Origin of the sequence: Butyrivibrio sp. AD3002 (assembly GCF_000420905.1) — a bacterium.
Taxonomy (GTDB): Bacteria; Bacillota; Clostridia; order Lachnospirales; family Lachnospiraceae; genus Butyrivibrio.
On the sequence record NZ_ATVV01000002.1, the window covers coordinates 96070 to 119031 of the forward strand.

The 22962-nt window shown below is 44.8% G+C and carries 21 protein-coding genes; all 21 read right to left on the reverse strand.

Annotated elements, in window-relative coordinates; all coding sequences use genetic code 11:
* Positions 1 to 51: 51 nt before the first annotated feature.
* Complete coding sequence (locus G596_RS0102820) at positions 52 to 315, reverse strand: HPr family phosphocarrier protein (RefSeq protein ID WP_022760319.1); 264 nt, start codon at positions 313 to 315, stop codon at positions 52 to 54.
* 42 nt (positions 316 to 357) lie between these two features.
* Positions 358 to 1707 carry a phosphoglucosamine mutase gene (glmM, locus tag G596_RS0102825; RefSeq protein WP_022760320.1) on the reverse strand — a complete coding sequence of 450 codons (1350 nt, stop codon included), beginning with the start codon at positions 1705 to 1707 and terminating at the stop codon, positions 358 to 360.
* A gap of 13 nt (positions 1708 to 1720) precedes the next feature.
* On the reverse strand, positions 1721 to 3007 hold the full coding sequence (locus tag G596_RS0102830; RefSeq protein WP_022760321.1) for a CdaR family protein: 1287 nt from the start codon (positions 3005 to 3007) through the stop codon (positions 1721 to 1723).
* Positions 3004 to 3894 carry a diadenylate cyclase CdaA gene (cdaA, locus tag G596_RS20635; protein WP_022760322.1) on the reverse strand — a complete coding sequence of 297 codons (891 nt, stop codon included), beginning with the start codon at positions 3892 to 3894 and terminating at the stop codon, positions 3004 to 3006. Before cdaA ends, G596_RS0102830 begins: the two co-directional genes overlap by 4 nt.
* A 5-nt stretch (positions 3895 to 3899) precedes the next feature.
* The gene (locus G596_RS20640) at positions 3900 to 4865 is read right to left on the reverse strand and encodes a hypothetical protein (RefSeq protein WP_022760323.1); all 966 of its coding nucleotides are present in this window, start codon (positions 4863 to 4865) and stop codon (positions 3900 to 3902) included.
* A 5-nt stretch (positions 4866 to 4870) separates the two neighbouring features.
* Positions 4871 to 5260, reverse strand: coding sequence for a hypothetical protein (locus G596_RS0102845; RefSeq protein WP_022760324.1), 390 nt, complete (start codon positions 5258 to 5260; stop codon positions 4871 to 4873).
* An 8-nt stretch (positions 5261 to 5268) separates the two neighbouring features.
* The gene (locus tag G596_RS0102850; RefSeq protein WP_022760325.1) at positions 5269 to 5697 is read right to left on the reverse strand and encodes a flagellar protein; all 429 of its coding nucleotides are present in this window, start codon (positions 5695 to 5697) and stop codon (positions 5269 to 5271) included.
* A gap of 29 nt (positions 5698 to 5726) precedes the next feature.
* The gene (locus G596_RS0102855; RefSeq protein ID WP_022760326.1) at positions 5727 to 6446 is read right to left on the reverse strand and encodes a ComF family protein; all 720 of its coding nucleotides are present in this window, start codon (positions 6444 to 6446) and stop codon (positions 5727 to 5729) included.
* Complete coding sequence (recD2, locus tag G596_RS0102860; RefSeq protein ID WP_022760327.1) at positions 6436 to 8661, reverse strand: SF1B family DNA helicase RecD2; 2226 nt, start codon at positions 8659 to 8661, stop codon at positions 6436 to 6438. Before recD2 ends, G596_RS0102855 begins: the two co-directional genes overlap by 11 nt.
* Positions 8662 to 8728: 67 nt before the next feature.
* Positions 8729 to 9106 (reverse strand): rod-binding protein, encoded by a 378-nt coding sequence (locus G596_RS0102865; protein WP_022760328.1) that lies wholly within the window; start codon positions 9104 to 9106, stop codon positions 8729 to 8731.
* Between the two features lie 14 nt (positions 9107 to 9120).
* Positions 9121 to 9948, reverse strand: coding sequence for a flagellar hook-basal body protein (locus G596_RS0102870; RefSeq protein ID WP_022760329.1), 828 nt, complete (start codon positions 9946 to 9948; stop codon positions 9121 to 9123).
* Between the two features lie 102 nt (positions 9949 to 10050).
* Positions 10051 to 10911 (reverse strand): flagellar hook-basal body protein, encoded by an 861-nt coding sequence (locus G596_RS0102875; protein ID WP_022760330.1) that lies wholly within the window; start codon positions 10909 to 10911, stop codon positions 10051 to 10053.
* 25 nt (positions 10912 to 10936) lie between these two features.
* Entirely contained in the window at positions 10937 to 11929 is a 993-nt protein-coding gene (locus G596_RS0102880) for a rod shape-determining protein (RefSeq protein WP_022760331.1), read from the reverse strand.
* A gap of 243 nt (positions 11930 to 12172) precedes the next feature.
* Positions 12173 to 15034, reverse strand: coding sequence for an excinuclease ABC subunit UvrA (gene uvrA / locus G596_RS0102885; RefSeq protein WP_022760332.1), 2862 nt, complete (start codon positions 15032 to 15034; stop codon positions 12173 to 12175).
* A 50-nt stretch (positions 15035 to 15084) separates the two neighbouring features.
* Positions 15085 to 17073, reverse strand: coding sequence for an excinuclease ABC subunit UvrB (gene uvrB / locus G596_RS0102890; RefSeq protein WP_022760333.1), 1989 nt, complete (start codon positions 17071 to 17073; stop codon positions 15085 to 15087).
* Between the two features lie 62 nt (positions 17074 to 17135).
* On the reverse strand, positions 17136 to 18047 hold the full coding sequence (locus tag G596_RS0102895; RefSeq protein ID WP_081646617.1) for a serine/threonine protein kinase: 912 nt from the start codon (positions 18045 to 18047) through the stop codon (positions 17136 to 17138).
* On the reverse strand, positions 17993 to 18616 hold the full coding sequence (locus G596_RS0102900) for a hypothetical protein (protein ID WP_022760335.1): 624 nt from the start codon (positions 18614 to 18616) through the stop codon (positions 17993 to 17995). Before G596_RS0102900 ends, G596_RS0102895 begins: the two co-directional genes overlap by 55 nt.
* A gap of 197 nt (positions 18617 to 18813) precedes the next feature.
* Positions 18814 to 20061 carry a S41 family peptidase gene (locus G596_RS20645; protein ID WP_022760336.1) on the reverse strand — a complete coding sequence of 416 codons (1248 nt, stop codon included), beginning with the start codon at positions 20059 to 20061 and terminating at the stop codon, positions 18814 to 18816.
* A 61-nt stretch (positions 20062 to 20122) separates the two neighbouring features.
* Positions 20123 to 21346 carry a murein hydrolase activator EnvC family protein gene (locus G596_RS0102910; RefSeq protein WP_022760337.1) on the reverse strand — a complete coding sequence of 408 codons (1224 nt, stop codon included), beginning with the start codon at positions 21344 to 21346 and terminating at the stop codon, positions 20123 to 20125.
* 33 nt (positions 21347 to 21379) lie between these two features.
* Positions 21380 to 22276 (reverse strand): permease-like cell division protein FtsX, encoded by an 897-nt coding sequence (gene ftsX / locus G596_RS0102915; RefSeq protein ID WP_022760338.1) that lies wholly within the window; start codon positions 22274 to 22276, stop codon positions 21380 to 21382.
* The gene (gene ftsE / locus G596_RS0102920; RefSeq protein ID WP_026498326.1) at positions 22263 to 22952 is read right to left on the reverse strand and encodes a cell division ATP-binding protein FtsE; all 690 of its coding nucleotides are present in this window, start codon (positions 22950 to 22952) and stop codon (positions 22263 to 22265) included. Before ftsE ends, ftsX begins: the two co-directional genes overlap by 14 nt.
* Between the last annotated feature and the right edge of the window lie 10 nt (positions 22953 to 22962).

Here is a 22962-nt window from a genome sequence, read left to right on the forward strand (position 1 = left end):
TCTAATATGAGTTTACGGACGACATAAATGCCGTCCGTCATATAATTCATATTATTCTCCGAGACCATTTTCTATAGCATTGACCAGGGCTTCCATAGCCTCCGTCTCATCAGGTCCCTCACATTTGAATTCAAGTTCATCGCCGCACTTTATACATGCGCCAAGTACACTTAGTACACTCTTGGCATTAGCCGAATTCTCGCCATACATAAATGTTATGTGTGATTTATAATTCATGGCGACCTTACATAAATTTCCTGCAGGGCGAAGATGCAGCCCTGTTGGATTTTTAATAATCACCTTTTTTGTTATCATACTAATTCCCCTATATTTTTAAGCCGTAGTTCCCCTTTTGAATTACAGCATTACATTCTGAATCAGCTCTGCGAGCTTCTTTGCCTCTTCCTCGATTACTTTCTGGTCCTTGCCCTCTATCATTACACGAACAAGGGGTTCTGTTCCGGATGGTCTGATAAGAACCCTGCCGTCGCCGGCAAACTTCTTATCAAGTTCCTCAATGGCTGTTGCAATCTCGGGATATTCCATATAATGATCTTTCTTATGAGTAGGCACTGTCGCATTGCAAAGAGCTTGCGGCATTACATCCATAATCTGTGCCAGCTCTGAAAGCTTCTTCCCGGTTTCCTTCATAACCTTCAGAAGATGAAGTGCTGAGAGAAGTCCGTCTCCTGTGGTGTTGTCATCAAGGAAGATGATGTGTCCAGACTGCTCTCCTCCAAAGTTTGCGCCAATCTCTTTCATGCGCTCAAGAACGTATCTGTCTCCTACCTTGGTCTTTTCAATCTTGATTCCTTCTCGCTCTCCCATCTTGAAGAATCCAAGATTACTCATAACGGTAGCAACAATTGTGTCCCCTTTAAGTTCACCCTTTTCCTTCATGTGCTTACCGATTATGGCCATAATCTCATCGCCGTTAACAAGCTTTCCATTCTCATCAACTGCCAGGAATCTGTCAGCGTCTCCGTCGAAGGCAAGTCCTATATCCGCCTTCTCGGTAACAACCCTTCCCATAAGCTCTTCCATATGGGTTGATCCACAATTTGAATTAATATTTGTACCGTCCGGGCTTGTATGAATCGCGATAACCTGAGCGCCTGTCTGTCTGATGGTCTCTACGGATGTGTAGGAGCTTGCGCCCTCGGCGCAGTCCATTACAATCTTCATTCCATCGAGTCTTACATCAACACAGTTAAGGCTATGGTTGATATATTCCTCTCTGGCATCTGTACGGTTTTTAATCTTACCCACTCCTGCTCCGGTGGGCATTTTTACGCCCTCGAGGTTATTCCTGATAAGCTCCTCGATCTCATCCTCCATGGAATCCGGAAGTTTAAAACCGTTTCCGTCAAAGAACTTGATCCCGTTGAATTCCATAGGATTGTGGGATGCTGAAATTACAACACCTGCATCCACACGATACTTCTTTGTGAGGTAAGCAACTGCGGGTGTAGGTAAAATACCTACATTAACAACATTGGCGCCTACCGAGCATGCCCCTGCCATAAGTGCGGCAGCAAGCATATCTCCTGAAAGTCTTGTATCACAGCCAACCATAATTGTCGGTCTGTGTTTGTTTTCTTTTGAAAGCACATATGCTCCGGCTTGTCCAAGCTGCATCGCAAGGCTGGGTGTAAGCTCGTCATTGGCTACGCCTCTCACGCCGTCTGTTCCAAATAATCTTGCCATATATTCCTCCACCTTAATTCTCTTCTAATTTCGTAAGCTTAACGGTAACTTCAACCGTATCGGTGGTTGTCACCCCACCCGGTAGCGAAAGCGATACAGCTGTCCTGTAGGTTCCTGCTGCATCTTCGCCGCCCTCGCTAATCTGTGATACGTCAATGATACCGGATACATCCTTTTCACTGATGGCATTCACATTCGCCGAAAGTCCGCTTACTGAAAGTGTAAAGGTCTTATTATCGTCAACTATCTGAGCATCATATCCCTCAGGGATATTCATAAGTTCGATCTGACTGTAGGGTATGCTGAGTGCCTTATCGCTCTTCTTATCAATATATGCAACAACAGTTGCAATACCATTGAAGTCCTCATCACCAAAGCTTACATTGCCGGGAAGATATGCGGACAGATCTATTGTAGTCGTCAAATCTTCCGTACGTCCCGTCAGATCAAGTGAATCATCAGAAACGGTGATCGTATCAATCTTGTTAAGCACTGACATTCTTCCTGCAAGCAGAACACTGTCTGTATCGGTATCGATCTCTCCGGTAGCAACATATCCTTCAGCCGGAACTCCCGATACCTGATATGTTACAGGAACTCTCTTGGTTGCCAGAATTGTTACACTTACACCCACTGAGGTGCTGCTAAGCTTCAGATTATCCTTCGAAACTTCTCCGCCATCAGCATCATAAAGATGAATCTCTGCATTGGTTCCGATATTCGTGGTATAACCGGTTACTTCGACGTTTACAGAAGCTGTCTTTACACTCTGAACGATTGATTCTGCACCTGTAATTCTGATCTGGTTCTGATCAGTAACGACATCACCTATTATATACCCATCAGTCAAGGTACCCGTCGTAGAAGCAGAAATAGGAAGTGTCTTGGAATCTCTTCCCTCTATATTCAGCTTAACGGAATCTATCGTTCCCGTTATGCTCTGAATCTGATTTACATATTTATTTGTGTTAAGCTGAATTGCAACATAGTATGTGCCATCGATATTAGTGGTATTCTCAAGATCGGCTATGGCAACGACATTATCCCTGCTCAGGGAATCAACTATGGATCTGGGTGCATAAACGGTGACCGTGGATATTACATCACTGTCCTCCAAAACCTGATACACCTGATTGTTATCCGTTATACTGTTTGCATTTCTGAATGTGACCGGAACATTGCTGAATCTCACTGAATCAACAGGGTCACTTATGTTTGTAACCAGGAACCAAAGAAGTGCGGCAAATAAAAGCGAAGCAATCTTCAGCCCCAGATTGGCAGTCAAATTTAGCTTCTTCATTTCGCCTTTCCTTTCACCGTTTTGTTACTTATTATTTTTTTCTTTTTGTCCTTCTTTTCTTTCTTATCTTCAGTAGCCTTATTCTGTATCTGCCTCAGTCTCTCTCGCAGGCGCTCACTGTCGACTGCTCTCTCGAGCTCTCCCATGTAAGCAACACTTATTTTTCCTGTCTCTTCGGAAACAATTATGGTAAGTGAATCTGTAACCTCAGAAACACCGACACCTGCACGATGTCTTGTTCCAAGCTCTTTTCCAAGCTCCATATTGTCGGAAAGAGGAAGATAGCAGGTAGCCGATGTTATTCTGTCACCTCTGATAATAACCGCACCGTCATGGAGAGGTGTATTGTGTTCAAAGATGTTGATAAGAAGCTGGCTTGTTACCATTCCATCAATATCAATACCCGTTCTCTCGTATTCATTAAGAGAAGAAAGCTGCTCAATAACAATAAGCGCACCCGTTCTCACCTTGGCCATCTCCACGCAGGCCCTTATAATCTCATTTATTGTCTTATCTGAAAATCTTCCCTCTTCCGTTGTCTCAGTAAAATTTAGGAGTCCATGGAAAAAGTTTCTTCTGCCTATACCTTCGAGCGCCTTTCTCAGTTCCGGCTGCAAAATAACAACCATAGCCGTTACAGCAATTCCAAATACGTTCCTTACTATCCACAGGATGGTCGACATATTGAATGCTGCGGCAATAACTATAAAGACAACAATAACTACGACCCCTTTTAAAAGGGACCATAGTCTCGTGTTTTTGGCCCAAACCAGAATATGGTAGATCAGGAACGCTATGATCAGCATTTCGATGACATCAAGTGCCCTGACTCTTGGCATATGCAGGCTTGTCAGATTGTTTTCAAGAAAAAATACGATCTGTTGCATCTATCTTACTCGCCTCGGTCTTTACCTCTGTAATCCTTGCCCGCACCGGATACATTTATCTTCTTAACCTTCGGTGCAGGAGTGGAAACCGTAACCTTCGGAACGGCCTTTACGTAATAGTAGTACTCATCGTCTTCAAACTGCACCTTCTCAATTCTCGTATAATCGAGATTAAAGGCAAAGAACTGAAGCACCATGAGCAATAAAATTGAAATAATTGTCTGCACGATAACTCCCAGGAAAGAAAGTCCCGTGCTGTAAATCATGTCGCCCACAAGCAGACATATTATATTTGCAAGAGATCCTGCAATAATAGCTATGGTCCATGCATGATCAACCGACATGCGTCTTATGACATAAACAATTGCAAGCGTAATTGCAAAAGCCACAATGAACACCCACATACGCTTATTGGATAAAAGCTCCGAAATGATAGTCCGGAACTGTACTGCAGATTCCTCTATCTGTGATCCTGTCAATGTAGTAGCGTTCCCGGAAATATAATTCACAAGAAATGCAACTATTATTCCAAAGGACATTGAAACAATTGAAGCAGGTGTTCCCATAAGCCCCAGAGCGATAGGCATCACATAAGGAATGCTCAAATAAAAACACATAGGTGTCAACATTACCGCAATTGTATCTTTCGGTGAAAACCTGAAATAAAGCAGAAACATCAAAAGAAAAACAATGAGTGCAACTACTGCGCAAAACAGAGATAATTTATAAAGATGTGCCAAAATAAATCCGGCAGAAATAAGCACCATAAAATTGGAAGGCATTATGGAACACAATAGTGCAGCCATAAGCAATATGGGCAGTTTTGTCAGATTAGCCTGATAACCGATCTTATTACCGATCATGGTAAACGCGATCAGAGAAAGTAAAAACTTCCAGATATATGTTATGTATAACTCATATTTTAAATAAAAATTCTTGATATATTCTCGTATTTCCAGTAAAGACGTCATTTTCCTTATTCCTTTTCATACATTCTGCCAAGCTTCTTAAGGCAGGAGTAATATGCCCTCATATTCTTTCGCATTTTTCCGTATCGGATAGAATAAACGATGTATGAAATCACTGAATATACAGCTACAAGCGCAATGTAGTAGACCAAATATTTCCGTGCGGTTGCAGCAATATCTGTATTGTATACGTCCTGCAGCACATCAGAAAAATGATACATCACATAGGCAGCGACCAGTATCAGATATACCACTGTGGCACTGATAATAGACCTCAGCACCTGGAATCCGACATAGTCGCTGCGAAAATACGAATTTATAGCGTTATTCTCTTTCCCCTCACGCTGCTCGTAGGCAGCCATCCTGGTCATCAGGATAACTCTCTCCTCGTTTAACATTATAGTCCTCAGGTTTTAAGAAATTTCATTCCGGACGTCGAGCTGGGCTGCTGGGCCTGTTTCTTTGCAAGTTCAGCCGCAAGAGCCTGCTGACGCTGTTTAACGGTATCATTAAGCGCATTAGTAACCGTAGCCTTGCACTTAGCACAAAGCCTACCTGTAGCAATACGCGCTCCACAATTCTCACATGTTATCTGAATCGGAGAATTCTCGGTAAACATAAGTCTCTCTTCAAGGATCCACTTCTTAATCTGCTTTGCTGGACAAGAGCAGTCCTCGGCAATCTGCTTGAGACCGCTTCCGGGATTCTCCTGAATGTACTTCTTTACCTCCTGGAATTTCTCCTCAATCTCCTTCTTGCAAACATCACACAACATCTCGCCGGCAATGTAATTAAACATCTTGCCACATCTTGAACAATTACGAATATTACTCATGATATCCTCCTATTAGCAGTGCATATTTTTCACACCACCTGGCCTATTGCAAGCGTAACAAAGAATATCCTTTCCACCCCGTGTCTTCGGAATTCTCTTGCGAGCTCGTCCATAGTACTGCCGGTCGTGTAAATGTCATCAACAAGGATAATACACTTAAATTTTACATCATTTTGGCTTATATTAAAAGCCTTTTTCAAATTCGAGCGGCGCTCGGAGGAGTCAAGCATCTTCATGGGAACCGTGTCTCTGACCCTTCTTACGATATCATTTCTGACAGGTACTCCAATCCTTTTTCCAAGGGCATCCGCAAATACTTCCGCCTGATTATAGCCTCGTTTTCTCTGCTTTTTGTCATACATCGGCACCGGTATTACGGCATCCGCACGCATCGCTTTCATGGCTTTTCCAAGATATTGCATTGCAGCTTCCCCGTAATAATCGGCATATTCTCTTCTTCCCGAATATTTGAACCTGTATATGGATCCGGAAATGGATCTGTATCTGAAAACACCGAACCCCCTGTCAAAATAATGTCTTGTTTTTTCACAGTCGTGACAATACTCCTTATCCGCATCAGATAAAGGTTTACCGCATTTCATGCAGATAATTTTGCCTGCAGGCTTTATCACCCTTTTACACTCCGGATGTATCAGCCCTTCCTTACGTTTTACAATAGTGTCGCAGACCGGACATCTTCTGGGATACAGAATGGAAATGACCACCTCGAGAAGTTCCTCAGCCTGCATCCGCCACCTCCAGAATCCTTGTCTTTAATCCCGTATAGCGTCTAAGCTGCTCCTCATTTCCTATCATTGTATCAATAGTCTCTGTATTTCCCAGAACCACAACACATTTCTGAGCCCTTGTCACGGCCGTATACAAAAGGTTCCTGTTAAGAAGCATTCTCGGCCCTCCAAGAAGCGGCAAAATAACCGCCGGATACTCGGAGCCCTGAGACTTGTGTATGGTTATCGCATAGGCATGCTCAAGGTCATCAAGTTCGGAAAAGGGATAGGTCACACATTTTCCCTCATCGAATTCAACCGTCATCTCTTTCATAACGATATTGATATCCTTCACAACACCCATATCACCATTAAAAATGCCGAGTCCCTTTTCGATAGCAATCCCGTTTTTTCCGCATATCTCCCACTCAGCCTGATAGTTGTTGTGAATCTGCATCACGCGGTCTCCCACACGGATAACCCTCTCTCCATGCACATATTCTTTCTTCCCGCTGTCGGCCGGATTCAGATAATTCTGCAAAACGCTGTTAAGTGTCTGCGCCCCGAGAGGTCCTCGCTTCATGGGCGTAAGCACCTGAATATCCTCAGATCCGGCATCAACATAGCCAGGGAGTTTATCTCTGATCAGCTCAATCATATGCTTATAAATGACATCCGCGTTATCTCTTTTAAGAAAAAAGAAGTCTTTACTCTTATTATCCAGCTTTATAGGCTCTCCATCCTTTATATGATGTGCATTCATTACAATATCACTCTGCTGCGCCTGTCTGAAAATCTTTTTAAGTGTAATTGTTGTAAAGCATTCACTTTCTATAAGATCGCGCAGCACCTGCCCCGGGCCAACGCTCGGAAGCTGGGAACTGTCGCCCACCAGAATAAGATGTGTTCCCGGTATTACAGCCTTTAAAAGCGATGCAAAAAGATGCATATCAACCATGGACATCTCATCGATAATTATGGCATCAGCCTCAATCGGATTGTCAGCGTTTTTGTCAAAATGGAGCCTTGTCTTCTCTCCTCGGTCCTCCAACGGCGCTCCGCCGCCCATTCCGAGTAGTCTGTGGATAGTTGAAGCCTGATAGCCCGTTGCCTCGGTCATTCTTTTCGCCGCCCGCCCGGTAGGTGCCGCCAGAACTATCTCCATCTGCTCCTCGGCATAATATTCAATAATCGTATTTATAGTTGTAGTCTTACCTGTTCCGGGACCGCCCGTAATGATAACGACACCGTTTCCGGCACTTGAAGCTGCTGCTTTTCTCTGCAGTTCATCCAGCTCAATACCACGCCTTTTCTCAATCCTTTTTATTCTGTCCTCAAGGCTTTTTTCGCTCTCATGTGAGACCTGCTGATTAAGCTCTCGAAGCATAACAGCTATTGCCTGCTCCTCGTAGTAGTAGGATGCAGCATATACTTCATCATCCCCCTTGTAGATGAGTTTTCGCTCCACCATGAGATTATCCATCTGCATTCCTATGCTGTCCTCAGATACTCCGAGAAGCTCCCCGCTCCTTTTTATGAGTTCGCTCTTTGGAAGAAAACTGTGACCGTCCTGCGCTCCCTCGAGCAGCACATAGAGAATTCCGCTTCTTATTCTGTAATCGGAATCTACGCTGATTCCCACCTTGGACGCAATTTCATCGGCGGTTTTAAAGCCGATTCCCTCAATATCGTCAGCAAGCTTATAGGGATTCTCCTTCAGAATCCTGTAAACCTGATTGCCATATTTTTCATAAATCCTGACTGACATGTTGCCCGTGATTCCGTATCCGGACATAAAAACAAAGGCATCTCGCATTTCTCTCTTATCCGCAAGCTGAATGGCGATATCTCTTGCTTTTTTCTCACTGATGCCCTTGATCTCTGCAAGCCTCTCCGGCTCATCCTCTATTATCCTGAAGGTATCCTTACCGAATTTCTTTACAATTCGTCTCGCCATAGTCTCGCCGATTCCCTTGATGGCGCCGGAGCCTAGATATCTTTCCATCGACTCCGTATCATCCGGGGCGGCGATCTTATAGCCGGTCACCTTTATCTGTTCACCGTAGACAGGATGTTCTGTCATCTCTCCCGATATCTCAAGAGTATCCCCCTCATCCACATCTATAAAGCTCCCGACACAGGTGATTTCCTCACCGTCGCTGACAAAAACCATAACTCCATAGCTTCTGTCGGGGCTTCTGTATATAAAATGATCTATATATCCCTTTACTTCCATTTTCCTCCCAAAGGACAAAACTATTCCCTCTTCGTTTAAAAAGAGGGAATAAATAATTGTTTATAATTTATAAATCGTAATTTCTCTTCATGTTCTCATACAGCATCTGGGCCAGTCCCACGCTCTGTTTGTCAGCTCCTGTAGCCGCTATATCCTGAATTGTCAGATCCTTGAAATAGTCAACCATTTTCCCCATGGATCCCGACTCATCCTTGCTGAATACCTTGGCTGTCTTCTCATAGCCCTTGTAGATCTGTTCCATGAAGTATGCCTCAAACTGTTTGCAGGCATCCATGAGCTCTTTATCTACCTGAGCCTTATCCTCCTCCGTCTCGATTCGTCTGACTTTGGAGGCCGCCGAGTTTATCTTCTCGGATGCAGCCTGGCTGCTGGCGTACTGTGAAATTCCCGATAAGCTGTTCATTGAATTCATATCAATAGCCATATCTTATACCCTTATTATCTCTTCAGACCGTTTGCTGTCTGCATCATCTCATCAGTTGTGGTAATTGCTGTAGAGTTCATCTCATAAGCTCTCTGCGCTACGATAAGGTTAACCATCTCAGTCGCAACATTTACATTGGAGCCTTCCAGATATCCCTGAACCACCTGGCTTCTTCTGATACCGGCTGTTGTGGCTTCGGGTAGAGCATTACCGCTCGCCATTGTTGCCATAAAGCTTGTATCTCCGACCCTCTCAAGTCCCTCCGGATTTCTGAACTGGAAGAGAGCAATTGTTCCTATATCCTGTCTGTCCTGGTTCGCATCGAGGTAATAAAGATTACCTTCCTGGTCGCAGGTAATATCTGTAGCCTTAACGGTTTCTGCATTAACAACCAGAGGCTGTCCGTCTATTCCGAGAACCGGATTACCTTCAGAGGTTGTAAGCTCCAGCGTATTCTGCTCTGTAAGCGCCCATACAAAGTTACCGTTTCTGGTGTATCTGAGATTAGCGGCATTCAAATCCTGAGCGTCTGTCGAATATACGAAGAATCCGTCTCCCTGAATCGCAAATGCCGAACTGGAATCGTTGTCCTGCATATTTCCCTGTGTAAAGAAGGAATTGATGGATGAAACTCTTACGCCAAGACCAACGTCCGAATTAACAGGTGAACCTGTGGTCTGTACCGTCTTGGTTTTCAGCTCCTGATAAAGTAAGGATTTGAATTTTGCGCTCTGCGCTTTATAACCCGCGGAATTGACATTCGCGAGATTGTTTGCGATGGTATCAACGTTTGTCTGCTGAGCATTCATTCCTGATGCTGCTGTCCATAAGCTTCTTACCATATAATACCTCCTGGCAATTTAGAAAAATAACCTTCATCTTGTAATATAGCCATATTCTGCCAATTAATTTATCGACATTTTATCAGGCATACTTAACCTTTATTAAGTAATTCTTCCAAGCTGATTCACCGCTATATCAAGAGTGTCATCCTCTGCCTGCATTGCCTTGGCATTGGTATCGTAATTTCTCTGAATGGTGATAATATTGGTCATCTCATTGACCACACTGATATTGGATGACTCCAGATATCCCTGATTAACCGTAGCATTAGCTGCCTCGGCAGTTGTGGATACCACCTGAGCTCCGCCGTCACCGATGATAAAAGCATTATCCTGATATCTCTGTAAAAACTGCGGAGAGTCAAAGCTTGCCACCTGAACCGTAGCAACGACATTCTGATTCTGGATAATTCTGCCGTCCTGTAAAATTGTAGTATCCGCCAGGGGATCAATCTGAATAGGATTATTGTTGACATCCAGGACATTATTACCCTCGCTGGTGACAAGGTAGCCATCCACTGTAAGGGTAAAATTACCGTCTCTGGTATATTTGATAAGCTGTCCGCCTCCATCCGGATCATCGGAGGCAAAGGAAGTAGCAAAAAATGCATTACCGCCGGCGGTCATGTTGTCATTAACCTGATCGGCATCAACATTCGGAAGCCCGTTATTAAGAGCGAGATCAAATTTCTGCTCAGTATGTCTTAAGGCTCCCTGTTCAAAATTGGTATAGGACCCGGCAAGTTTAACGCCGGGATTCATAAGGCCGAGTCTCCGCGCTGTCCAGGGTGCATCGGAGTAATCCTTGATCTTCAATCCCAGAAGATCACGGAATGAACGGCTTACCGTACGTTCCTCCTTGAAACCGGTGGAGTTCACATTGGCAAGATTATTGGTCTCGATATCCATGCGACTCTGCTCGTTGATCATACCTGTATACGCGGTGTACAGACCTTTTACCATATTTACCTCACTAAGTGATTACTTGTTAGCCTTCGCGATATCCTGCAAGGAACTCAACATAACGTCCTGTTCCTATTGCCACCGCAGTCATGGGATCCTCTGCTGTCACGGTATTGATACCTGTCTTGGATGCGATCAGGTCATCAAGTCCGCGAAGAAGGCTGCCGCCACCTGTAAGGACAATTCCTCTGTCTGCGATATCTGCAGCAAGTTCCGGAGGAGTCTTCTCCAATACGCTGTGGATAGCTTCCACGATCTGGGCTGTGGTCTCTCTCAAGGCCTCTTCAGTTTCTTCTGAGGACACCTTAACAGTCTTCGGAAGACCTGTTACAAGGTTACGTCCTCTAACATCCATATAATCAGCTTCTGCTCTGGGATATGCTGCACCAATCTTGATCTTGATATCCTCGGCTGTTCTCTCACCGATAAGAAGATTGTGCTTTTTACGCATATATCTGACAATAGCTTCATCAAAATCGTCGCCCGCAATCTTTACAGATGTGCTGACAACAGTTCCGCCAAGGGAAATAACCGCGATATCGGAAGTACCACCACCTATATCAACGATCATGTTGCCGCAAGGCTTTGTAATATCTATTCCTGCGCCGATTGCTGCTGCAATGGGCTCCTCGATGATACGAACATCTCTGGCACCTGCCATAAGAGTTGCATCCTCAACCGCTTTACGCTCAACCTCTGTAACCCCACTGGGTACACATACTGCTATAAGAGGCTTTCTGAAGGTTCTGTGTCCGATTGCCTTGGTGATGAAGTACTTCATCATCTGCTCGGTAACTTTATAATCCGAAATAACACCCTGTCTGAGCGGTCTTACCGCAACGATATTGCCGGGCGTACGTCCAAGCATCAGTCTCGCATCCTCACCGATAGCCTTGATCTTCTCGGTATCTCTGTCATACGCTACAACCGAGGGTTCCTTCAAAACTACACCCTTACCACGGATGTAAACAAGGATACTTGCTGTTCCTAAATCGATTCCTATATCTGTATACTGCATGTAATCTATTACCCCTTTCTGGAAATAAGGCTCAGAGCGCATAGTCGCTCACAATAACTTTAATAATGATATAATTCATCTGCCATTATAAACCAATGGGGCAAGTTTTTAAACATCTAATCGTATTTTTTATTACTATGTAGTATTTACACACATGGAATAACGCAGTAAAACACCTACACCTAATCAGTATTTTTATCGGCAATACTTTATAAAAACTTTATACTTTTATATAAAAAATTTTTATTTTTTCTCGAGCATCTTTTTGATATAGGCACCTGTATAGGACTGCTTACACTTCGCCACCTGCTCAGGTGTACCCGAAACCACAACGGTTCCGCCGCCGGAGCCGCCCTCGGGGCCCATATCTATGATATAATCTCCGGTTTTGATGACATCAAGGTTGTGTTCAATGACGATAACCGTATTGCCCGCTTCCACCAGCTCATGAAGAATTTTCACAAGTTTTTGTACATCCGCAAAATGAAGTCCTGTCGTAGGCTCATCCAGAATGTAGATGGTCTTACCTGTACTTGCTCTGGAAAGTTCTGTTGCAAGCTTTATTCTCTGAGCCTCACCTCCGGAGAGCTCCGTGGAGGGCTGTCCCAGTTTGACATAGCCAAGTCCCACATCGTACAGGGTTTTGATTTTTCTTCTTATGGTCTTTATGTTTTCAAAGAAAGGCAGCGCCTCTTCAACTGTCATATCAAGAACATCGTAGATATTCTTTCCTTTATAATGTACCTCCAGCGTCTCTCTGTTATAGCGCTTTCCACCGCAGACCTCGCAGGGAACATATACATCCGGAAGGAAATGCATCTCAATCTTGATGATTCCGTCTCCTCCGCAAGCTTCGCATCGTCCGCCCTTAACATTGAAGGAAAATCTTCCCTTCTTATAGCCTCGTGTCTTGGCGTCGGGAGTACCCGCAAAGAGATCTCTTATCATATCAAACACACCTGTATAGGTGGCAGGATTGGATCTGGGCGTCCTTCCTATGGGTGACTGGTCAATTGCGATGACCTTATCAAGCTGTTCTATGCCCTCGATCCCCTTATGTTTACCCGGAATACATCTTGCTCTGTTAAGATCTCTCTCCAGGTGCTTATACAGAATCTCATTTACAAGCGAGCTCTTGCCCGATCCGGATACACCGGTAACAATAGTCAGAACGCCGAGAGGAAACTTTACATCTATATTCTTAAGATTGTTCTCCTCTGCCCCCTTGACCTTGATCCAACCGGTCGGTTTCCTTCTGTGATCCGGAACCTCTATCTTAAGCTTACCCGAGAGGTACTGTCCTGTGATGGACTCCTTAACCTGCATGATCTCTTCGGCTGTTCCGGCAGCAACAATCTCACCGCCATGCGAGCCTGCACCAGGCCCCACATCCACGATGTAATCAGCTGCCCTCATGGTATCCTCGTCATGTTCGACCACAATGAGAGTATTTCCGAGATCCCTGAGATTCTTAAGTGTATTCAAAAGTTTGTCATTATCTCGCTGGTGAAGACCAATACTGGGCTCATCAAGGATATAGCATACTCCGCAAAGCCCTGAACCTATCTGCGTCGCAAGTCTTATGCGCTGTGCCTCCCCACCCGACAGAGTTCCGGTTGCTCTTGAGAGCGACAGATAATCGAGTCCCACATCTATAAGGAATCCGACTCTGGCTCTAATCTCTTTCAAAACCTGAGCTCCTATAAGCTCCTGCTGCTTTGTAAGCTTTAAATTCTCAAGATATTCATGGAGCTCTCCGATTGACATTGAGGTAATCTCAAAAATATTTTTATCGTCAATCGTAACAGCCAGCGAATCAGCCTTAAGTCTCTGACCCTTACATGCAGGGCAGGGAGTGATGCGCATATACTGTTCATACTCCGCCTTCTGATTTTCCGAGTAAGTTTCGCGATATCTCTGCTCCACATTTTTAATGAGTCCGTCAAAGGTGATGGGATATCTTCCCTCACCTCTCTGTCCGGTGTACTCGACCAAAACCTCCCTGTCTGCACCGTGAACCAGCATGTCTCTTACTTTCGCAGGCAGTTTCTCATAGGGTGTATCAAGGCTGAACTTGTAGGACTTTGCCAGTGCTCTAAGCATAGCATTGGTAAAGCTTCCCTCCTTACCCGAGGACTGCCATCCCATAACCTGAAAACAACCTTCGCTTATGGAAAGCGACTTATCGGGAATCATGAGATCCTCATCAAATTCCATCCTGTAACCAAGTCCCGTACACTCGGGACAGGCACCGAAGGGATTATTAAAGGAAAAGCTTCTGGGTTCGATCTCGGAAATACTGATGCCGCAGTCCGGGCACGCGAAGCTCTGGCTGAAGTTCATAGGCTTTCCGTCTATGACATCAACCGTAAGAAGCCCCTCCGCAAGATTCAGAGCGCTTTCTATAGAATCCGTAAGCCTGCCTCTAAGCTCCTCGTTATCAGCTCTTATAACCAGTCTGTCGACTATTATCTCAATATTGTGCTTAATATTTTTATCAAGCTTGATCTCTTCCGAAAGGTCGTACTGGCTGTCATCAATTCTCACACGGACAAAGCCCGCTCTCTTCGCTCTGTCCAGAACCTTGGCATGCTCACCCTTCCTGCCTCGAACGACAGGGGCGAGTATCTGGAATCTTGTACCCTCCTCCAGGGACAATATCTGGTCAGCCATCTCATCGACGGTCTGCCTTCTGATCTCTCTGCCGCAGTTAGGGCAGTGCGGTATACCTATACGGGCATAGAGAAGTCTGAAATGATCGTATATCTCAGTCACCGTACCAACTGTGGATCTCGGGTTCCTGTTTGTGGACTTCTGATCTATGGATATAGTGGGCGAGAGACCCTCTATTTTCTCAACGTCAGGCTTATCCATCTGTCCCAGAAACATTCTCGCATAGGAAGACAGAGACTCCATATATCTTCTCTGCCCTTCCGCAAAAATAGTGTCAAAGGCCAGGGAGGATTTTCCCGATCCCGACAGTCCCGTAAATACAGTAAGAGTCTCCCTGGGAATGTTGACCTCCAGGTGCTTTAGGTTGTGTTCGTTTGCTCCGCGAACACGTATGTAGTCGTGTATATCTTCTGATAGTATTTTCTTCGCCATTTTATGCCCTCATCCGGCGCTACGCGCCACCTTCCCCCAGGGGGAAGGCTTTATTTTGTCACCTCTAATAGATGCTTCTTCAGATCAATCATCTGGTCACGCAGCATCGCAGCGGTCTCGAAATCAAGGTCGACAGCCGCCTTCTTCATGCGCTTCTCAACATCCTTGATAACCTTCTCGAGTTCCTTCTTATCCATGGACTCGGGATCCTTCTCAAACTGTACCTCCTGCCTCGCAACAGCCTTGGTAACACTGATGAGATCTCTGACAGCCTTCCTGATGGTCTGCGGTGTGATGCCGTGCTCTTCATTGTACTCCTGCTGGATTTTCCTTCTGCGCTCTGTGATCTCTATCGCATTCTTCATGGAATCCGTCATATTATCGGCGTACATAATGACACGTCCGTCCGCATTTCTTGCTGCACGTCCGATGGTCTGTATAAGAGATGTTTCTGAGCGAAGGAATCCCTCCTTATCGGCATCTATGATAGCCACAAGCGCTATCTCCGGAATATCAAGGCCCTCTCTAAGCAGGTTGATTCCCACAAGAACATCGAATACATCAAGTCTCATATCCCTGATAATCTCAGACCTCTCCAAAGTATCTATATCAGAGTGCATGTATCTCACCCTGATGCCTGTATCTGCCAGGTACTCTGTGAGATCCTCCGCCATCTTCTTGGTAAGGGTCGTTATAAGCACCTTATTGTTTCTGGCAGTCTCCTTATTGATCTCCGTAATCAGGTCATCAATCTGTCCCTCGACAGGTCTCACCGAGATCTCCGGATCAAGAAGTCCCGTAGGTCTGATAATCTGCTCGGCGCGCAGTAGCTCATGCTCCGCCTCGTAAGGGCCGGGCGTAGCCGAACAGAACAGCATCTGATCAATATGTGTTTCAAACTCCTCGAAATTCAGCGGTCTGTTATCAAGAGCCGAAGGCAGTCTGAAGCCATAGTCCACCAGCGTGGTCTTCCTTGATCTGTCCCCATGGTACATAGCGCCTATCTGCGGAATAGTCATATGGGACTCATCGACAATTATCAAAAACTCTCCATCAAAGAAGTCCATAAGCGTAAGCGGCGGTTCACCCGGCTTTGCAAAATTTAGATGCCTCGAATAATTCTCGATGCCTGAACAAAAACCGGTCTCTCTCATCATCTCAACATCAAAATTCGTTCTCTCAGCGATTCTCTGAGCCTCGATCAGCTTATCCTCGCTCTTGAAAAACTTCACCTGCTCATCAAGCTCGGCTTCGATATTCTGACAGGCCAGATTTATCTTCTCCTGAGGAACTACATAGTGCGATGCGGGATAGATCATAACGTGAGTCAGCTCATTTCTCACAGTGCCCGTCACAGGCTCAACCTCACAGATTCTGTCTATCTCATCTCCGAAAAGCTCAATCCTTATAAGATAATCATCCGCCTGGGCAGGGAAAATCTCTATGGTATCGCCTCTTACTCTGAAATTACATCTGTTAAGATCAAGATCATTCCTTGTATACTGGATTGCCACCAGGTCCTTGAGTATCTGTTCTCTGCTTCTCTCCATCCCGGGACGAAGCGAAATAGACATCCCCTTGAATTCATCGGGACTTCCAAGACCGTAGATACAAGACACGCTGGCAACAACTATGACATCCTTCCTCTCCGAAAGTGATGCCGTAGCCGAAAGCCTGAGCTTATCAATCTCATCATTTATCGAGGAGTCCTTGGCAATGTAGGTATCCGTCTGAGGAACATAGGCCTCGGGCTGGTAATAATCGTAGTAGGATACAAAGTATTCGACCGCGTTATTTGGGAAAAACTCCTTGAATTCACCGTAGAGCTGCCCCGCCAGAGTCTTGTTATGACTTATCACAAGAGTCGGCTTATTCAGTGCCTGAATTACATTTGCCATCGCAAAGGTCTTACCGGATCCGGTAACTCCCTGAAGAGTTTCGAACTGATTCCCCGCTTTAAATCCGTTTACCAGAGCCTCTATCGCCTGCGGCTGATCTCCGGTCGGCTTATATTCTGATTTAAGTTCAAAATGATCCATGATATTACCTCAAGCATTCTTCCGAACATATTTTCGATATATCACTTATTTTATCATATCATTTATAAAAACTCAATCGTATCAAATGTTCTTACAATATCTACAAAAAGCTCAGGTTCATGCGGCTTTTGAGTAAAATACCCCTCATCTTTTCCGGGCTTTTCTCTGCCAAAAAGCTTCACCAAAATACTCTTCTTTTTCTTCCGGGTTTTTATCATCAGAAGATCTGCCGGTATATCACTGACTCTTGAATATCTTTCGCCGGCAACAGGCGCGCAGCACCTTTTAATCACTCGGCACATCTCATCTCTGAAGGCATCAGATGCATTTGACCTGGAAAGCAAAACCTCCATAGTTCTTCCAAGCTGATAGATATCTGTTGCAAAGCACTCCGGTGAAAGGCCTCCGTATTGCTCAGGCGCTGCGTACCCTTTTGTACCCGCACCTGTAATACCGCTGTTTTCCATAGCCTCTTCTCTCTTATAACCCGCGTAAATCGCCGCTGTTCCGAAATCAATAAGGTAAAGCTTGCCCTCCTTAGAGGTCATGATATTCGAAGGTTTTATATCCCTGTGGATGACAGGTATCCTAAGTTCATGAAGAGCACCCGTAATTTTGCAGATATCTGTGAAAAGTGCCTTTAACTCATCTTCACTGCTTTCTCCAAGGTCGGCGTGTTCAAGCGTAAAACCACCCAGATACTCCATAACCATCTCTCTTTCGGAAAATGACAAAGGCTCCGGGGAATACTTATATCCCGCATTTTTAAGATACCTAAGGACCCGCCATTCATTTTCAAGCTGAAGCAGCGCATTTTTCCCTCTGATTGCTCTTTTGACAACGCAGAATTTGCTTTCTCCCTGCAGAACCCCGAGGTAAACCTCAGAATTACCGCCTCTTCCTATACGCTTTTTTGCTACTACTTCACACATACCGCCGCTGCCGTGACAGGTCTCTTCTCTCCTCTGCTCCATAGCTGGCTCCTTAAGTACTCAATATTTTTTTGCATCTCGTTATTGCCAACGCACATCTGCGGGCAAAGTCTCCTATGAATTTCTGTATCTCTCTGCCTTTCAAAGAATGCACTGTTTGCAGCTATCAAAGTGCTTCCTTCTGGAAGCCTCCCCTCGAGATAATAGTATTGTCCATGCAAAATTCCATCATCTTCCTCGAAAAGATCGGTCGCACCAAGCCTTCCGATGCGCATAACCCTGTTGCATCCTCTGTTCATAGCATAGTAATTTATTCCCTTCATCACCAGCACCGTAATGTCAGGCGTCCTCTTTCCAAACAGAAAGCCACTATGGCCAAACTTCTTAAACAACCTCTGAAGAAGTGCCGGTACATCCTTATCATAGCCTTTATGTATCAGCTTTTCGGCATTTCTTATAATCCTGTCGCTTAGTTTCTTATTGGCTCCACAGGAGCTGAGCACCATTACCACCAGATCCGACCTGTCTTTTAAATGTATTCCCTTTACCAAAAGTCCGTCATTATTAAGTTTTTCTCCCGGCTCACGAAGCGTGGCCGCATAGTAATCCATTTACCACACACCCTTTCATAGTTAATTTATTAAAGAATGGAAATATATCCGCGAATCCGGATACGACTTAGAATTTTAAAAACAGAAGAAACTATATCGCAAAAAATATTTTTTGTAAAGAATATTTTTTGAACAAAATAAAAGCGCCCCTGCCCAAATTGGCAGAAGCGCAGTAACATAACGCCAATATAAAATTTTTACGCTGCATCATCAAGTGCAGAGCTCTTGATTTCCTTCTTAATGATCTCAATAGCCTTGTTCAGCTGATTGTCCGTACCATCCTTGTTGTACTTTTCATAATCAAGCGCAATCTCCACATCGGGAGTAATTCCGACACCATTAATATCTGTGCCCTTGGGTGTGAAATAATTACTGATTGTAAGCTTAACAGCAGTCCCGTCGGTGAAGGGGAAAATCCTCTGTACCACACCTTTTCCATAGGTGGTCTCACCAACGATAGTGCCCTTGCCATAGTCCTTAATAGCTCCGGACAAAATCTCCGATGCACTGGCAGAATAACCGTTTACCATCACAACCAAGGGGATGTCGATTTCATTCTTTCCATCGCACTCATAATCTTCTCTGTTGCCATCTCTATCCACCGTATATACAATATCACCCTGAGGCAGAATCTGTCTTGCGATCTGGCATACAGCAGAAAGACTTCCGCCGGGATTGGATCGAAGATCAAGAATAAGCGCCTTCATTCCTTTTGACCTCAGCTCAGTCATACCCTCGGTAAACTGCCCCGGTGTCACGGAATCGAATTCAGTAATGCCAAGATATCCTATATCGTCTTCGAGCATCGTGGTATTAACCGTCTGGGTCTCCAGCTTATCTCTTTCAACCTCGAATTCCAGATAATCCGGCTCTCCTTCGCGGTAAATGGTAATCTTTACCTTGGTGCCGATCTCGCCGCGTATAAGCTGTACTACTTCATTCAGAGTCAGTCCCTGTACGTTCTCTCCGGCAACCTTATAGATTACATCATTTGCTTTAATGCCGATCTTTTCGGCAGGTGAATCCTTAATTGTTCCTGTTACTCTCGGAAGATTGGTGTCCTTGTCCATGCTGACATAGGCACCTATACCATAGTAAACACCCTCTGTATCCGACATCAGGTCCTCGTACTCGGAAGTGGTATAGTACTCGGAATACGGATCCTGCAGTGACGCAACGACCCCCTTGTAAATAGCATCCGCTTCAGCGGCCCGGTCAACCTCGGTCTTGTAATAGTAATTATTTATTGTATCCTCTATGACCTTAACCTTATTGATGGTATCATCGCTCATAGCGGTATTGGTACTATCCTTTTTCGAACCGAAAATCGAAAAGCCCTTCGCCCTTATCACAAACAGTCCTGCAACTATCAACACAGCAGACAGAAGAAAACCTGCTGCAAGTCCAATAAAAAGCAGACTGATCTTATTTTCCTTTGGTTCCATAGTGGTACTTCCTTTCAGTCTCAGTCAGCTCCCATCAGAGGAGTGGCTGAATAAAAATGTATCATTTCAGATAATTCCACGGGCTTACATAACTTCCGTTAAGTCTTACTCCGAAATGAAGGTGCGGTCCCGTAGATCTGCCGGTCGAACCGACAGAGCCGATTCTCTGGCCCTTAGTCACCTCAGCTCCTGTTGAAACGCTGAGCGAGGATGCATGCATATAAATCGTATACAGTCCGCTTCCATGGGATATCATAACATAGTTTCCCATTGTCGAATTATAAGCAGCCGCCACAACCTTGCCGTCATAAGCCGCAAGTATGGCAGAACCGCTTGCTGCAGCGAGATCGATGCCGTTATGCATCTTCTGGATTCCCAGTGTGGGATGCATTCTCATACCATAGTTATCCGATATTCTTGTATATGAAGGACAGGGAAAAGTGAACATTCCTCCGTCATACTTTCTTGCATTCTGAGCCGCAAGCTCAGCCTTTTCTGCCTCAACAGCCTTCTCAAGAGCTGCGATTGTGGCATTTTCTTCCGCAATCTGTTTCTCATACTCCGCGATGGCAGCCTCTTTATCCTGAATGTTTGCGGAAAGCTTGGTTACTTCCGTATTCTTCTCAGCGATAAGAGTCTGAAGATTGCCTTCCTCTATGACAACCTCTGCCTTGGCTTCATCAAGAGTTTTCTTTTCCTCCTCAAGGGCCTCTTTTGTAAGAGTGGTGAGTTCCGTCTGTGCTATATACTCATCGAGCTTACCCTTGTCATAGGCTGACAGTTCCTCTATATACTCTACCTTATTAAGCATATCTGAAAAGGTCCCCGTCTCCAGTAAAAGCTGGAAGTAAAGTGTATCTCCCCTCTCATACATGAAACGGATTCGCTTTTTCATAGCTTCATACTGCTCGTTCTGGATTCTGATATCCTCCTCGAGCTCAGCCGTTGTCTCTTCTATATCTTTTTCTTTCTGTTCAATCTTATCACCGAGATCCTGTATCTTCTTCTGAATGTCATCAAGGCTTGCATCCAGCTTGGTGATATAGGAATTCAGATCCGACTTCTCTTTTTCAAGAGATTTCTTAACAGACTGCAAATCGGTGAGAGAGCTCTTCATGGAATCCCTCTCCTTCTTCGCATCTTTGATCTGTCCCTCTTTTTCCTTTATACTCTCCGCAGTTACAGCGGCGCGCACAGGTGTCCCCGCAAAAGAAACTGTGCCTGCAAGCAGGCACAGAACCAGAACTGACCCTGTTATTCTTTTCCCAAATGTCGTACTAATCAAAATCCGGCAGCCTCCCCATAAACTCCGTTGCTCTTATACATGAAGGTGTTTGCGTACAGTTGTAACACTTCCAAGGAAACCGATTCCCACTCCTATAAGAATTGAAATAGGTGTAAGAGCTTCAAAAATCTTTCCTACCGGAAGAATATCCAGTATTGAATTAAGCATTGAAAATCTGATTGCCAGGAATTCTTTTGCCTTATTGTAGATAAAATAAATTATCACAAGCGGAAAAAGTGAACCTATAAGTCCGATAATAATACCCTCTATGACAAAGGGCGCACGTACGAAAAAGTCCGTGGCACCGATGTACTTCATGATATTTATCTCTTCTTTTCTGACCGAAATTCCTATCGTAACCGTGTTGCTGATAAGGAAAATTGAAACCAGTAAAAGGATTCCGATTATTCCGAGTGATACATAAGCTATCAGGCTGTTGATTCCGCTCAGCGTGGAAGCCGTAACCTCAGATCTGTTGACCATCCTTACGCATTCTATCGATTCGAGATAGGTTACCAGCGCAGGCTGCATGGACACATCATTTAAGTAAATCTGAAGGTTCGCAGAATCCTCCAGCGGGTTCTCCGTAAAGCCGTCCGCATACTCTCCAAGGTAATCGGTTTTAAATCCCTCCCAGGCATCCAGAGCAGAAATATACTCAACCCTGCTGACCTCAGGTCTCTTTTCAATCAGAGATTTGGTCGCAAGGATTATATCCTCCGTCGTTCCCTCATTGAAAAATACCGTAACGGAAACTCCCTCCTCAGCTGTCTGAACCACATGCTGAAAATTGGTTACTATCGAATAAAATATACCAAAAAGGAACAGGCAGGCACTGATTGTTGCAATTGATGCAAGCGTATACCATCTGTTACGACCAAGGTTCCTAAAGCCCTGTCCTATTGTATAGAAAAAACTACTCATCCTCATCGTGATACTCACCCTCTTCTTCGTCGTGAATCACGACGCCTTTTTTCATAGTAATAACGCGCTTATGCATCGCGTTAACAATCTCCCTGTTGTGTGTAACAACAATTACCGTCGTCCCGTTAAGGTTGATCTGCTCCATGAGCTTCATGATCTCCCAGGTATTACCGGGATCGAGGTTACCCGTAGGCTCATCCGCAAGAAGTATCTCCGGCTTATTTACAATAGCTCTTGCAAGGGCAACTCTCTGCTGCTCTCCGCCTGCAAGCTGAGTTACCTTACTCTTGTATTTTCCTGCAAGTCCCACCATTGCGAGAACCGAAGGAACATTTCTCTTGATATCTCTGTTGGACTTCTGGATTATTCTCTGGGCAAAAGCGACATTTTCATAGACATTTCTGTCCTTCAGAAGTCGGAAATCCTGGAATACTATTCCAAGCTTTCTTCTGAACTTCGGGATGTTTCTGTGTCTCATTCTGCCAAGGTCCTGTCCCATAACGGTGATAGTTCCGTCAGAAGGAACAAGCTCCCTCAGAAGCAGCTTTATCAGGGTGGATTTACCCGATCCGCTGTCTCCTACTATAAAAACAAATTCACCCTTCTTTATGTGAAGGGTGACTCCATTTAAAGCTGGTGCTCCCGTAGAATAAGATTTTGTCACGTTATCGAGCGTGATGATCTCATCCTCC

What these genes read in the sequence shown, in the direction of transcription:
- G596_RS0102820 (WP_022760319.1), bottom strand. Translation starts at nt 315, where the DNA reads ATGATAACAAAAAAGGTGATTATTAAAAATCCAACAGGGCTGCATCTT.
- glmM (WP_022760320.1), bottom strand. Translation starts at nt 1,707, where the DNA reads ATGGCAAGATTATTTGGAACAGACGGCGTGAGAGGCGTAGCCAATGAC.
- G596_RS0102830 (WP_022760321.1), bottom strand. Translation starts at nt 3,007, where the DNA reads ATGAAGAAGCTAAATTTGACTGCCAATCTGGGGCTGAAGATTGCTTCG.
- cdaA (WP_022760322.1), bottom strand. Translation starts at nt 3,894, where the DNA reads ATGCAACAGATCGTATTTTTTCTTGAAAACAATCTGACAAGCCTGCAT.
- G596_RS20640 (WP_022760323.1), bottom strand. Translation starts at nt 4,865, where the DNA reads ATGACGTCTTTACTGGAAATACGAGAATATATCAAGAATTTTTATTTA.
- G596_RS0102845 (WP_022760324.1), bottom strand. Translation starts at nt 5,260, where the DNA reads ATGTTAAACGAGGAGAGAGTTATCCTGATGACCAGGATGGCTGCCTAC.
- G596_RS0102850 (WP_022760325.1), bottom strand. Translation starts at nt 5,697, where the DNA reads ATGAGTAATATTCGTAATTGTTCAAGATGTGGCAAGATGTTTAATTAC.
- G596_RS0102855 (WP_022760326.1), bottom strand. Translation starts at nt 6,446, where the DNA reads ATGCAGGCTGAGGAACTTCTCGAGGTGGTCATTTCCATTCTGTATCCC.
- recD2 (WP_022760327.1), bottom strand. Translation starts at nt 8,661, where the DNA reads ATGGAAGTAAAGGGATATATAGATCATTTTATATACAGAAGCCCCGAC.
- G596_RS0102865 (WP_022760328.1), bottom strand. Translation starts at nt 9,106, where the DNA reads ATGGCTATTGATATGAATTCAATGAACAGCTTATCGGGAATTTCACAG.
- G596_RS0102870 (WP_022760329.1), bottom strand. Translation starts at nt 9,948, where the DNA reads ATGGTAAGAAGCTTATGGACAGCAGCATCAGGAATGAATGCTCAGCAG.
- G596_RS0102875 (WP_022760330.1), bottom strand. Translation starts at nt 10,911, where the DNA reads ATGGTAAAAGGTCTGTACACCGCGTATACAGGTATGATCAACGAGCAG.
- G596_RS0102880 (WP_022760331.1), bottom strand. Translation starts at nt 11,929, where the DNA reads ATGCAGTATACAGATATAGGAATCGATTTAGGAACAGCAAGTATCCTT.
- uvrA (WP_022760332.1), bottom strand. Translation starts at nt 15,034, where the DNA reads ATGGCGAAGAAAATACTATCAGAAGATATACACGACTACATACGTGTT.
- uvrB (WP_022760333.1), bottom strand. Translation starts at nt 17,073, where the DNA reads ATGGATCATTTTGAACTTAAATCAGAATATAAGCCGACCGGAGATCAG.
- G596_RS0102895 (WP_081646617.1), bottom strand. Translation starts at nt 18,047, where the DNA reads ATGGAGCAGAGGAGAGAAGAGACCTGTCACGGCAGCGGCGGTATGTGT.
- G596_RS0102900 (WP_022760335.1), bottom strand. Translation starts at nt 18,616, where the DNA reads ATGGATTACTATGCGGCCACGCTTCGTGAGCCGGGAGAAAAACTTAAT.
- G596_RS20645 (WP_022760336.1), bottom strand. Translation starts at nt 20,061, where the DNA reads ATGGAACCAAAGGAAAATAAGATCAGTCTGCTTTTTATTGGACTTGCA.
- ftsX (WP_022760338.1), bottom strand. Translation starts at nt 22,276, where the DNA reads ATGAGGATGAGTAGTTTTTTCTATACAATAGGACAGGGCTTTAGGAAC.